This window comes from Corallincola luteus (assembly GCF_004336975.1).
Lineage (GTDB): Bacteria > Pseudomonadota > Gammaproteobacteria > Enterobacterales > Neiellaceae > Corallincola > Corallincola holothuriorum.
On sequence record NZ_SJXE01000001.1, the window covers coordinates 598,661 to 610,990 of the forward strand.

The window sequence follows — 12,330 nt, forward strand, 5'->3', positions numbered from 1 at the left end:
CTGTTTTGAATGCGAAACTAGCTCAGAGCTTCGCGACCCAGAGCGAGAATGCTAGCATACGCGAGGGTCGTCCATAGGGTGATTCGACCACCAGTTGGCAAATGGATCAAGAAATATGACAGATTTAGTATTAATTCAGGGATTGCGCATAGACACGGTGATCGGTGTTTATCAGTGGGAAAAAGAGATTTGGCAGACCTTAGTACTGGATCTTGAACTCGCTTGTGATGTGGCCCCTGCCGCTGCCGCCGACGATATTCAGCAGGCGCTCGATTACGCCGCGATTAGCGACAGATTAACTGCGTACGTGTCAGCAATGCGAGTGGAGCTGATTGAGACGGTGGCAGAGCGTTGTGCAAAGTTGTTGCTGGAAGAGTTTGCCGTGGTCGGCGTTAGACTCACGGTTAATAAACCGGGGGCGGTACCACAGGCAGAGTCTGTTGGTGTGCGAATTGTTCGTGGTCAGGGGTTCTAATGGCTCGGATCTTTGTTGGTATCGGCAGTAACGTCGATCCGGCTAATAACATAGTGAAAGCAGTTGCTGCGTTGCAACAACAGTTCCCAGATCTTCGTTGCTCTCGGGTATTTGAAAGCGAAGCGGTTGGTTTTGTCGGGGATAACTTTTATAACTTGGTAGCCGAGTTTTCATCGCCGCTTACTGTCGTAGCCATCAGTGAACGTCTTAAACAAATAGAGCTGTCACTGGGGCGCACCATTGATGGCAAGAAGTTCAGCCCGCGAACCGTGGATATTGACCTGTTACTGTTTGACCATCTGGTGACCGATACTCCTGTGGTGCTGCCTCGAGCTGAAATTCTATTCAATGCGTTCGTGCTTTGGCCGCTATCGGAACTGGCACCATTATTGACCCATCCGGTTGATGGCCGCAGCTACGCCGAGCTGTGGCAAAGTTATGATGGCAGCCAGCAGTTGTGGCCAATTGATTTGGTATTGCAAAAATAGTGTTAGATGCGTCACGTTTTCCTGATAGGATCGGCCAAAGCTAAGATCTATAGAGGCGGTTGTTGTTGTGAGTACATTGGAAGTTATCATTCTGGCTTTGATTCAGGGATTGACCGAGTTTCTCCCTATTTCATCTTCTGCACACCTTATTCTCCCATCAGCCATTTTAGGATGGAATGATCAGGGGTTAGCATTTGATGTGGCAGTGCATGTCGGTACTTTATTGGCGGTTGTTATCTATTTCCGCGACGAAGTTTGGCGGATGACGCAAGACTGGTGTGGATCGGTCATTGGGCGCGGTCTTACCACTGAAGCGCAGCTAGCTTGGTCTGTGGTACTGGCTACCATACCTGCTGGCCTGTTTGGTTTAATGGCTGGCGACTTGATTGAAGTGTTGGCTCGCAGCGCGGCTGTGATTGCGGCAACGACCATTGTATTTGGTTTGTTGCTTTGGTGGGCAGACATTAAGGCGAAACTGGTTTTAGATGAGTATGCCGTTGGCTGGAAGAAAGCGCTGATAATTGGCTGTGCGCAGGCATTAGCTTTAATTCCAGGTACTTCTCGTTCAGGCATTACCATTACCGCCGGCCTGATGTTGGGGTTAACTCGCGAAGCGGCGGCTCGTTTCTCTTTTCTAATGTCTATCCCGGTGATCTTTTTGGCGGGTGGCTTGCAGACCAAAAAATTGGTTGAAGCAGTTGAGCCGGTGCAGTGGGATCAGATCGCGTTGGGTACAGTGATTTCATTTTTTGCTGCCTACGCTTGTATCCATGTATTTTTAAAGCTGGTTAGCCGTATGGGTATGTTGCCCTTTGTGATCTATCGACTGGCTCTTGGTCTGTTGTTAGTTGGTTACCTGATTTGGTAGGGATGTCGTGTTGACAGGCTTGCTAACCCAGGCAGCGGATAGATCAAGTTAGAATGAAAGCCGTTAGCGTCAGTTAGCGGCTTTTTTTAATCACGATGGTTAACCATGGCTTGAAAAAGAGCGGCTTCACCACGAAGTTCCGCGAGTACCTGTTTGGCTTTGGCGGAGCCTCGCTGTTGGCGGAGAAAGCCCTCTGGATCTGGGTGACCGGTGGCCTCCTCCAGCTTCGCGAGGCATGCCTCATACTCCCGCTGAGATCGATAGCGCTTATGTAATAGCTTTTTCATAGCCTGACGCGTGGAATATTTACCTACATCAGTTTCGAACCACCACATGTCTGTTTAAACTCCCGCCCAATGTATTGCTTTTACTGGTTATAGCAGCTGAGCTGGCGTTCGGAATGGAAGTTCGATGAAGGTTTTTTTACAACTACTCCTTTAGAGAGGGGGATTGACCACCTGCTGTGCAATAGCTTGCTGCCGCTCACGTTTTACTGCTTCCCGGATCTCCGCACCTTTGTATCCCTGACGGGCTATTTCACCGGGATTAACGCTCAGAGCGGCTTGATGCGCCTGACGGAAAAGATCGGCCTGAGGGTATGGCCGGTGTTCAAACCCTGTGCGTCCTTTAAAGTCGGCTTCACAGGCTTGTAAAAAACACTCAAAACGTTCCGGCTTGCGCCAAACATCCATGGCATCAAGGACTTTTAGCAGGGTCTTTGGCCGTAGGGTATCGGCTTTATGGCAATGGGTGTGGTATTCACAAACCAATAAGGCTAATTCGCGGCAGGCGGTGGGGACTTTCAATGCTTGGCTGAGCTCGGTAACCAGCGCTAAACCAGTTTTTTCATGGCCTCGGTGGCTTGGCCACTGATCCGGAGGCGTTAACCCTTTGCCCAGATCATGACAGAGCGCGGCGTAGCGAACCTCCAAGCTTCTGTTAGCCAAGGCGGCTTGCTCCAATACCATCATGGTATGGATGCCTGTATCGATCTCAGGATGCCATTTCGGCGGATTAGGTACCCCCCAAAGCGCCGCTACAGCGGGCATTAAACACTGCAGGGCACCCGCTTCTCTTAGTATTTCAAAGTAACAGGCCGGGTTGGGGCCCATCAGCGCGCGCTCGGTCTCTTTCCATATCCGCTCGGCAACTAAATGCGCCAATTCGCCGTTGGCGGCCATTTTTTGCATTAAGATCATGGTTTCATCTGCGACAGTGAAACCCAATGCAGCGTAGCGTGCCGCAAAGCGTGCGACCCGCAATACGCGTAAAGGATCTTCGGCAAAAGCCGGAGATACGTGCCGTAGTAGCCTGTTCTGCAGATCTTCCTGGCCGCCATAAGGATCAATTAGACTACCGTCTTCTGCTTCAGCGATCGCATTGATGGTGAGATCTCGGCGCAGCAGGTCCTCTTCCAGGGTCACTTCTGGACTGGCATGACAGATGAAACCGGTATAACCATGGCCTGACTTGCGTTCTGTTCGGGCGAGGGCATATTCCTGTTTTGTTGTCGGGTGTAAAAAGACCGGAAAATCGGCGCCCACAGCCTGATAGCCCGCGGCCAGCATCTCTGTTGAGGAGCTGCCGACAACCACAAAATCTTTGTCTTGTACCGGGATCTGTAACAAGCGGTCTCTTACCGCTCCACCCACTAAATAAATCTGCACCTGTGACCGCTTTCAAAGTTCCATCATAGGATCATTATATCGAGGCCTCTCAATGGGCGCATCGTTTTGACATCATTCGGTGAAAGTCTTAACTTGGGCGCTACTGGCAAATTGCCCTTGGATACCCGACAACTCTCATGTACACAGGATTTTTTGCGCTCAGGGAAAACCCCTTTTCAATCGCGCCCAACCCACAATACCTCTATATGAGCGATCGCCATCGTGAAGCGCTTGCTCATTTAATGTTTGGTTTGGGGGAAACTGGCGGTTTCGTATTACTGACAGGCGAGGTGGGCACAGGTAAAACCACCGTCTCCCGCTGCTTGATGGAGCAGCTGCCTGCGCAGACGGAAACAGCGTTTGTTCTCAACCCCACATTGACCGAGCATGAACTGCTGGCAACTATTTGTGATGAATTTCATGTTCAATACCCATCGCAGCCAACACTCAAGCAGCTAACAGATACCATTCATCAACACCTGCTTCGCAATCACGAGGCGGAAAAAACCACTGTATTGATTATTGATGAGGCGCAACACCTTCGTCCGGAAGTGCTGGAGCAATTGCGATTACTCACCAATTTAGAAACTCATACCAAAAAGCTTTTACAGGTGATTTTAATTGGTCAGCCGGAACTTCAAGAGCTGTTGCAACGCAAGGAGCTGCGCCAGTTAGCACAGCGGATCACCGCGCGTTATCATCTGTTGCCGTTGACCGAACATGATGTGGCCAACTATGTGGCACATCGTCTGCAGGTTGCTGGTAGTAGCCACCCCTTATTCACTAAACGTGCCGTTAAAAGATTGCATCAATTGAGTGGTGGCATTCCTCGAGTGATCAACTTGCTTTGCGATCGCGCTCTGCTTGGTGCTTATAGTAAAGGGCAGCAGCGTGTTGACCACCACCTGATCAGTAAGGCTGCCTCTGAAGCTTTGGGTTTACCGGGACATGCCGAGTCTGGTGGCATCGCCCGTTGGCCTGGCTATCTGGCGATTGGTGGCACCTTGGCGGCCCTCGTTGTGGCATTGACCTGGTTGGCCCTGCAATTTGGGGATACCGACAGTGATGCTGTGCCGAGGCCCGTGCAGCCTGCATTGGCGGCTGAGAGTGATGAGCGGCTGGATGATTTGGAAGGTGCCGAACCTGCTACTGAGATGCAGCTAGATATGCCTTCGAAACGCTTATTGGCTTCTATGTTTGAACAAAGCCGGGAGATAGAAGACGCCTTCGCTGTGGTGTTTAATGAGTGGGACAAATCTCTGATGACAGGGATTGATGCCTGTGAACAGGCAAAACAGAATGATTTAGCCTGTTACTGGAAGCAGGGTAGTTTACATGGCTTGTTACACCTAAACCGACCTGCGGTGGTGCGTCTCATCGATGATACCGGTGAGGTTGCTTATGGGGCGATGCTAGGGTTTAAAAATGGTTTGCTGAAGTTAGTTATCGCTGGCAACGAGATGGAAGTCAGCGAACGTTGGTTTGAAAGGTATTGGAAAGGCTCTTATGCCGTCCTCTGGCAGCCACCGGTCGGATATGTTGGCCCCATAGGCTGGAGTGCCAAAGGCGCGTCAGTGCAATGGCTGGAAACCTCATTGGGGTTGCTACAGGGCGAACGTCCGCGCAGGTTAGATGGTTTTGATTCAATGTTAGGTGAACGGATCCGCCGTTTTCAACGTGAGCAGCGTCTGGAAGCCGATGGTATTGCGGGAGTGCAAACTCTAATCCGTCTGAATCAGATGCTGCAACTTGAAGCGCCAACATTAATGAAAGAGGCCGGCTGATGTCTTATATATTGCAGGCGTTAAAGCGCTCCGAAAATGAACAGAAGACGCCAGAGTTGCCCGGTATCAGTACCGAGCAAAGCAGTGACATGATGTTTATTGAAGAGACGCAAACCACGCCTGTGTGGTTGCCAGTGCTGGTGGGGGCAGCGATTGTCAGTATTGCAGTACTTGGTGGCATGTGGGTGATGTTAAAGATAGCGCAGCCTTTGCCATCGCTACCTGAAACTGAGGTGACTGCTGTTGTGGCGCCTGCAGAAGTGTCTATCGTGGAAGAAACTCTGCCAGCGATAGCCGATGAAGCGACCGATATGCGGATCCTCGGTAAGCGAGAAGTGGCTAAAGTTAAGCCGTCAGGCAGTTGGCCACCGCAAGAGATGCAGCCGCGCCCGGTGGTGACTGCACCGGCTAAACCTGCGTCTGCTCCTACCGCTTTGCCACCCGAGCCGGCACCAGCCATTAGCTTAGATCTGGAAACGCCTGTGGCGGCTGTTGTTGAGCAGCCACCTGGTGATAACGCTGAACCATTAGCTCAGCTAGAAGAAGAGGTGTTGATGGCGCGTTTTCAGGCCGCCATTGCTGCGACTCAGGATATGAATGATTCGGGGCTGGACCCCATGATGGCACAGCCGGTGCCCATGTTGACGGAGAAATCGCAAGCGTTACAGGATGCCGTCCCCAGCTTGAGCTTTAGTCAGCATATCTACTCTTCAGACGCTTCTAAGCGTTGGGTGAAAGTTAACGGCCAAACCGTCCATGAAGGGGAGACGGTGAGTGAGGATCTGGTGCTTGAGCGCATCGACCCGCAATCTGTCGTGATGTCTTTACACGGCTATCTGTTTAGCTTGCCAGCACTGACCGATTGGTAATATCCCTGTGTTGGGGTGAAAAGGCCGCTGATGCGGCCTTTTTTGTGCGTAACAGAAAGGCTTTGTTGTTAAGCATCGCCAAGAGACAGCAGTGATGCATTGCCGCCAACTGCCGTAATATTATTGCTGCGGGTTTTCTCGGTAATAAATCGCGGCAGATAGCGGGGTCCACCGGCTTTCGGGCCTGTGCCTGATAACCCCTGACCGCCAAAGGGTTGAGTGCCAACCATGGCACCGATCTGATTACGGTTGATATAGACATTTCCGACATTGACCCGATCGGCAATGGTTAGGGCGAGCTGGGTATTGCGGCTATGGATCCCTAAGGTTAAACCGAAACCGGTCGCGTTAATCTGAGCGATAACGTCATTGAGGTCGGACTTTTTATACCTGATCACATGCAGCACCGGTCCAAATTGCTCTTTACTGAGCCAGTTAATACTCTCTATTTCCACTGCTGTTGCCGGCACATAGCTACCTGTGTTGGTTTCTTCCGGCATCGGGGATTGGGCGATCAGACGTCCTCTACTTTGCATGTCTGCAATGTGTTGTAGCAGTTGTTGCTGCGCCGCCGTGTCAATGACCGGGCCTATGTCAGTTTGGTGATACCAGGTATCGCCGACATTCAGTTCTTGCATTGCGCCAGCGAGTAGCGCGATAACCTTATCCGCGATTTCTGCTTGCAGATATAGTACGCGCAAAGCTGAGCAGCGCTGCCCGGCACTGGCAAACGCTGACTGGACTACATCTTTAACGACCTGTTCAGGCAGTGAGGTGCTGTCAACCAGCATACAATTTTGACCACCCGTTTCGGCGATAAGCGTCGCAATGGCTCCGTCCCTTGCCGCCAAACTGCGGTTGATTAGCTGTGCCGTTTGGGTTGAACCGGTAAAACAGACGCCGGTCACGCGGTTATCTTGCGTCAGTGCCGTTCCCAGCGTTTTGCCACTGCCGGGTAATAGCTGGATCACATCCGCTGGAAAACCAACTTCCAGCATCAATTCCACGGTACGGTGAGCGATCAGACTGGTTTGTTCTGCGGGTTTGGCGATCACTGTGTTGCCAGTGACCAACGCCGCCGATATTTGACCGAGGAAGATGGCCAACGGAAAGTTCCAGGGGCTGATGCAAACAAACACCCCACGGCCCTGGACAAATAGTTCGTTCAGTTCTCCGGTTGGGCCAGGAAGAGGTGCGCCGGGACGGAATAACTTGCGTGCTTCAACGGCGTAATAACGACAAAAATCGATCGCTTCTCTTACCTCGTCAATACCGTCATGAAGCTGTTTACCTGCTTCGCGGGTGCACAATGCGATCAGCTCTACTTGATGGGCTTGCAGCTGGTCAGCTAGCGTTTCAAGTAGCTTGGCCCTCAGCTCTACCGACGTGTTACGCCAGTTTGGAAAAGCCTGATGGGCGACCATTAAAGCGTGTTCGCAATCAGCGGTGGTTGCCCACTGTACCTGGCCGACGATCTCATCTCTGTTACGAGGTGAGCAGACGGTTTGTGTCGCGCCTGAGACCGACTCTCCGTCGATGATAGGGTGAGCTTGCCACTGACAGTGCTGATATTCCTGCAGTTGTGCAAAGAAAGGCTCTGCCTGGGCGCTTATATCGAGGTTTGGTCCTGCGGAATTGCTCCGGTCGGGATAGATTGTAGCCGGTAACGGAATACGAGTATTGATTAAGCTGTGAGCTTTTTGCAGGTTGTGTAGCGGGTGTTCAGCCAAGCTTGCGGTTGGTGTATTGGGATCTACCAATTTATGGACAAAAGAGGTATTTGCACCGTTTTCAAGTAGGCGTCTGACTAAATAGGGCAGCAGATCTTTGTGTTCGCCAACCGGGGCATAGATACGAACAGCCTGAGTCGCATGGGTCATCAGCAAGGTGCCATAGAGCTCGTCACCCATGCCCCACAGTCGCTGAAACTCAAAAGGACGGTTGCCGGCTAATCTTTGGATCGCCACCACGGTCTGCGCGTTGTGGGTGGCAAATTGTGGCAGGATCAGTTGTTCTGTCCGCGCGCTCAGCAGGTACTTGGCGCACGCCAGGTAGCTGCAATCGGTTGCTGATTTGCGGGTGTACACTGGATAGCAAGTTAAGCCCCGTTGCTGGCTCAATTTTATCTCACTGTCCCAGTATGCGCCCTTCACCAAACGTATCGGGATGGTATCGCCTTGACTGCGGGCGACCTCGGTTAACCATACCAATGAAGGTAGCGCCCATTTCGCGTAAGCTTGTACGACGAGGCCGAAATTGCCCCAGCCTTTGGCAGCATCGCTCCGATAGACATGTTCAAATATCTGCAACATCATCTCATGGCGATCTGCTTCTTCTGCATCAACCTGAATACCAATATTGAGACTGCGTGCCTGGCTAACCAGTGTGGCCAAACGTTGGCTCATTTCCGGGATCGCTTGTTGCTTATGACTGGCTTCATAGCGTGGATAAAGTGCTGATAATTTCACTGAAATGGTAGGGCGTGGCGCTAGTTCTTCGTCAAATTCTGCAGCCCCTAATGCAGCAATTGCCGCTTGGTAACTGGCCAGGTAACGGTCAGCATCCGCCATGGTCAGAGCTGATTCTCCGAGCATGTCGTAAGAGTGTGTATACCCGGCTTTGCGGCTGCTTTTACTGCTTTTGAGTGCTTCTTTGACGTTGCGGCCGAGGACAAACTGTTTGCCCATGATCTTCATCGCGGCGTACATTGCTTTACGTACCACCGGCTCGCCTAAACGGGTGACCATACGGTTAAGCAGGTTGGCTGGTTCGCCATCAATGCCCTTATCGAGGGTGATCACCTTGCCGGTCAGCATCAATCCCCAAGTGGACGCATTCACCAGCATAGACTCAGAGCTTTTCAGATGTTTTGCCCAGTCCGCACCACTGAGTTTATCTTTGATCAGGGCGTCGGCAGTGGCACCGTCAGGGATACGCAGCAGCGCTTCAGCCAAGCACATCAGGATGATACCTTCCTGTGTGTCTAAGCTGTACTGCTGCAGGAATGCATCCAGCCCTTCACCCGCGTGATGTTCTTGGCGTACTTGTGTCACTAGCTGTTCAGCGTGTCGGGTAACTTGTTGCAGTTCGTCGCTTGGTTGCTCAACCAAGGCCAACAACTCAGCCAGATATGTTGCTTCATCAGCCTGATAGGTCTCGCTGATCTGAGCCCATAACTGGGACAGCGTTGGTCGGTATTCTGCTGATAGCAATTGTGAAGGTCTGAACATGGCGTGCCCTCTGGTATTAACAGCGTTGCCATGGAGGGTGTGCTGGTACTCGGCTGCATTGCATCGGCGCTGCAGTACCATGGCAATCAGAATATGCCTTGATTTTAGACTGCAAAAGCTTCTGACTGCGATAGTGGCTAGACAAAAAAAACGGCCCAAATAAGGGCCGTTCCTGTAAACATTCGTGTGCTACAGCGGCGAACTTACATCCACTGGTCTTGCTGTTTCTTCCTGCGAGGTAGGAAAGGAATGATTATTCCCAACAAAATGCCGGCACCTAACACGATACCACCGCGCCAGAACCATTCCATCTGCGTCGATTCATCCAGTGTGTCTAACTCAGTGGTCAAGCGTTGATTGGCGGAGAGGGTTTCATCGCGCTCTTCAATTAAAATTTCAGATTGCTCTTGTAGCCCGCGCAGATTTTGTTTTAACGCTGCCAGCTCTTCATTGCGGGCTTGGAGTTCCATCTGCAATGTTGCTAGCTGCTCTTCCAATTGCGGCATTCGATATTGCAGGCTGGCTTGTGTCATCAGTAGCTTTTTGTCGACCCAGCCGGTCTTCCCCTTAGGATCGGTGACTTTAATGTAGTCTGTATCACTCTGAGCTTGTTCCACCTTAACCCGGCTGCCCGCAGTAATCGTGCCGATGATACGGTATTGGGTACTAGGCCCGGTATGCATAAAAATGGTCAGTTCATCGCTGACGTAACGGAAGCCACCATCTGCGGCTTGAGCGATAAAAGTAGGGAGAAGAAGAGCAAGAGATACCAGAAGTTTTTTCACAGCGGTGCCTTGTTATTGATTAAGGGGTAGCGAGTCTCAACAGCCATGCTATTGCCTACCCCGAAAATTGGCAAGAGCCCCGGTCAAGGGGCCCGCTAAATCAAGAGAAAATGGCCTTTAATATGTAGAAGAATATGATGGACATCACGGCGCCTGCTGGCAGCGTCACCACCCATGAAACTACAATATTGCGGATCACACTGAGGTTTAGTGCTGCAATCCCGCGAGCCATACCTACCCCAAGAACCGCACCAACCAGTGTTTGCGTGGTTGAGATAGGTAAGCCAGTACCCGAAGCGATAACCACGGTTGATGCTGCAGCAAGCTCAGCGGCAAAACCACGGCTTGGGGTTAAGTGAGTGATCCCTTGACCTATGGTCGCCATCACGCGGTGACCAAAAATCGCTAAACCAGCAACAATACCAACAGCACCTAACGGTAGGATCCACCATGCCAGCGCCGCTTTCTTGGCTATTTCACCTTCGTTGTTGACTACCGACACAACGGCTGCCAATGGCCCAATGGCGTTAGCTACATCGTTCGAACCGTGGGCAAAAGCCATACAACAAGCGGTCACCACCATTAAAATGGCAAAAACTTTCTCGACATTGGCGTAGTGCATACGGCGGTCAGCTTTAGGATCAATCTTCAGGCGACTGATGGCTAAAGAGCCCAATATACCAACTAGGACAGCGATACCGATGGCCCACGCATAACCTTCCACAGGGCTAAGGTGTAAGCCAACATGTTTAAGGCCTTTCTTGATGGTCACCAGTGACAGCACGAATCCGGCAAAGCCCATATAGACAGGAACATAACGTTTCGCATTTTTTAGCGGATCGTCGGTATTAAAGATCAGCTTTTGTGCACTCATAAAGATGAGGTAGGCAATAAAGCCTGATATTGCAGGGGTGACAATCCAGCTGCCGACAATCCCAGCCACTTTACCCCAAGCGACAGCGTCAACACTGACACCCACGGCAGCAAAGCCGACAATCGCGCCAACGATAGAGTGAGTGGTGGAAACGGGCCAACCCAGGTAGGAGGCGATCAATAGCCAGAAACCGGCGGCTAATAGTGATGCTGTCATACCAAACACCAGGAGTTCTGGTGCATCGACGAAGTAACCACTATCAATGATCCCTTTCCGGATGGTTGATGTCACTTCGCCACCGGCTAGGTAGGCACCGGCGAACTCAAAGATCATAGCAATAATAATCGCTTGCTTGATGGTCAGCGCTTTCGAGCCTACAGAGGTACCCATGGCGTTGGCCACGTCATTAGCACCAATACCCCACGCCATAAAAAAGCCGAAAAGCGCAGCAATCAGGATCAGCTCAAAGCTGTAATTGACTAAGATTTCCATTTATTCAGTACCTTATGAACGAGCCAGCATCAATTCCAGGCGAGCACCTACGCGCTCTGCTTGGTCAGCGACTGCGCCGACCCATTCAATGATGTTGTATAGGAACATCACATCGACAGGATTGAGTTCAGATTCAAGGGAGCGTAACTGCTTGCGTAACCGGATCTGCATTGTGTCGGTATCATCTTCAATCAGATCCAGTTCGTGGATCATCTTTTCAACCAGATCAACTTCACGGCCGCGGAAGCCGGTTTCTAGTAGCTCATCCAGTTCATTGATTGCTTTTTTAGCTAGCGCAGTTGCATCGATACAGCGAGCAACATACTTTTCGAAGTCATCAGCGATCGATTCTGGGATCACCATCTCTCGACCCAGCACGCGTCCGGCAATATCCTTAACGATATTCGCGATCTTGTCCTGCTGAGTGAGCAGTTCCAGCATGTCTGTGCGCTCTACTGGCATAAACAGACCGCTAGGCAGCTTGAGGCGGATCTCTCGCTTCAATGCATCGGCTTCTTTTTCCAAAGTCGATATTTTGAGACGGATTTCAGCCGCGGCTTTCCAATCCTGCTGCAGAACGACTTTAAAGAACTTAGTTAGTTCTTCGCTGCAGGCATGAACTTTATTAATATGTTCTTCGAGCGGTTTAATGGGAGATTTAGCAAAAACTCCCATGATGTTATTTAATGGCATGAACGCAATTCCTGACGCTGTTTGTCATGAAACGTTAAAATTTGGCGCTGAATACTAGCCGATGTTAGTGAAGCATGAAACCTATTCAGTCGCATGTCTTGAAAT

General features: G+C 51.1%; 11 protein-coding genes. 5 read left to right on the plus strand and 6 right to left on the minus strand.

Annotated elements, in window-relative coordinates:
- The first annotated feature begins 115 nt into the window (after window positions 1-115).
- The 3 genes from folB (at window position 116) to EZV61_RS02635 (ending at window position 1,831) form a co-directional block, all read left to right on the plus strand.
- Window positions 116-475, plus strand: coding sequence for a dihydroneopterin aldolase (gene folB, locus EZV61_RS02625; protein WP_131414237.1), 360 nt, complete (start codon window positions 116-118; stop codon window positions 473-475).
- A complete protein-coding gene (gene folK, locus EZV61_RS02630) occupies window positions 475-963 on the plus strand; it encodes a 2-amino-4-hydroxy-6-hydroxymethyldihydropteridine diphosphokinase (RefSeq protein ID WP_131414238.1) in 489 nt (162 codons plus the stop codon). Before folB ends, folK begins: the two co-directional genes overlap by 1 nt.
- 67 nt (window positions 964-1,030) lie before the next feature.
- Entirely contained in the window at window positions 1,031-1,831 is an 801-nt protein-coding gene (locus EZV61_RS02635; RefSeq protein WP_114337156.1) for an undecaprenyl-diphosphate phosphatase, read from the plus strand.
- Window positions 1,832-1,917: 86 nt separating this feature from the next.
- Here EZV61_RS02635 and EZV61_RS02640 read toward each other — a convergent pair whose 3' ends face one another.
- Both EZV61_RS02640 and EZV61_RS02645 read right to left on the minus strand, forming a co-directional pair.
- Complete coding sequence (locus EZV61_RS02640) at window positions 1,918-2,166, minus strand: hypothetical protein (protein WP_114337157.1); 249 nt, start codon at window positions 2,164-2,166, stop codon at window positions 1,918-1,920.
- 102 nt (window positions 2,167-2,268) lie between these two features.
- Entirely contained in the window at window positions 2,269-3,498 is a 1,230-nt protein-coding gene (locus EZV61_RS02645) for a multifunctional CCA addition/repair protein (protein WP_131414239.1), read from the minus strand.
- A gap of 137 nt (window positions 3,499-3,635) precedes the next feature.
- On the opposite strand from EZV61_RS02645, the gene EZV61_RS02650 reads away from it, so the two are divergent.
- Entirely contained in the window at window positions 3,636-5,282 is a 1,647-nt protein-coding gene (locus EZV61_RS02650; RefSeq protein WP_131414240.1) for an ExeA family protein, read from the plus strand.
- Window positions 5,282-6,151 carry a general secretion pathway protein GspB gene (locus tag EZV61_RS02655; RefSeq protein WP_131414241.1) on the plus strand — a complete coding sequence of 290 codons (870 nt, stop codon included), beginning with the start codon at window positions 5,282-5,284 and terminating at the stop codon, window positions 6,149-6,151. The genes EZV61_RS02650 and EZV61_RS02655 overlap by 1 nt, the downstream gene beginning before the upstream one ends.
- Before the next feature lie 68 nt (window positions 6,152-6,219).
- On the opposite strand, the gene putA is transcribed toward EZV61_RS02655, so the two are convergent.
- From putA to EZV61_RS02675, 4 genes are all read right to left on the minus strand, one after another.
- Entirely contained in the window at window positions 6,220-9,381 is a 3,162-nt protein-coding gene (gene putA / locus EZV61_RS02660) for a bifunctional proline dehydrogenase/L-glutamate gamma-semialdehyde dehydrogenase PutA (RefSeq protein ID WP_131414242.1), read from the minus strand.
- 203 nt (window positions 9,382-9,584) lie between these two features.
- A complete protein-coding gene (locus EZV61_RS02665) occupies window positions 9,585-10,166 on the minus strand; it encodes a TIGR04211 family SH3 domain-containing protein (RefSeq protein WP_131414243.1) in 582 nt (193 codons plus the stop codon).
- A 100-nt stretch (window positions 10,167-10,266) separates the two neighbouring features.
- Window positions 10,267-11,532 (minus strand): inorganic phosphate transporter, encoded by a 1,266-nt coding sequence (locus EZV61_RS02670; protein WP_131414244.1) that lies wholly within the window; start codon window positions 11,530-11,532, stop codon window positions 10,267-10,269.
- A gap of 12 nt (window positions 11,533-11,544) precedes the next feature.
- On the minus strand, window positions 11,545-12,225 hold the full coding sequence (locus EZV61_RS02675) for a TIGR00153 family protein (protein ID WP_114337163.1): 681 nt from the start codon (window positions 12,223-12,225) through the stop codon (window positions 11,545-11,547).
- Window positions 12,226-12,330 lie beyond the last annotated feature (105 nt).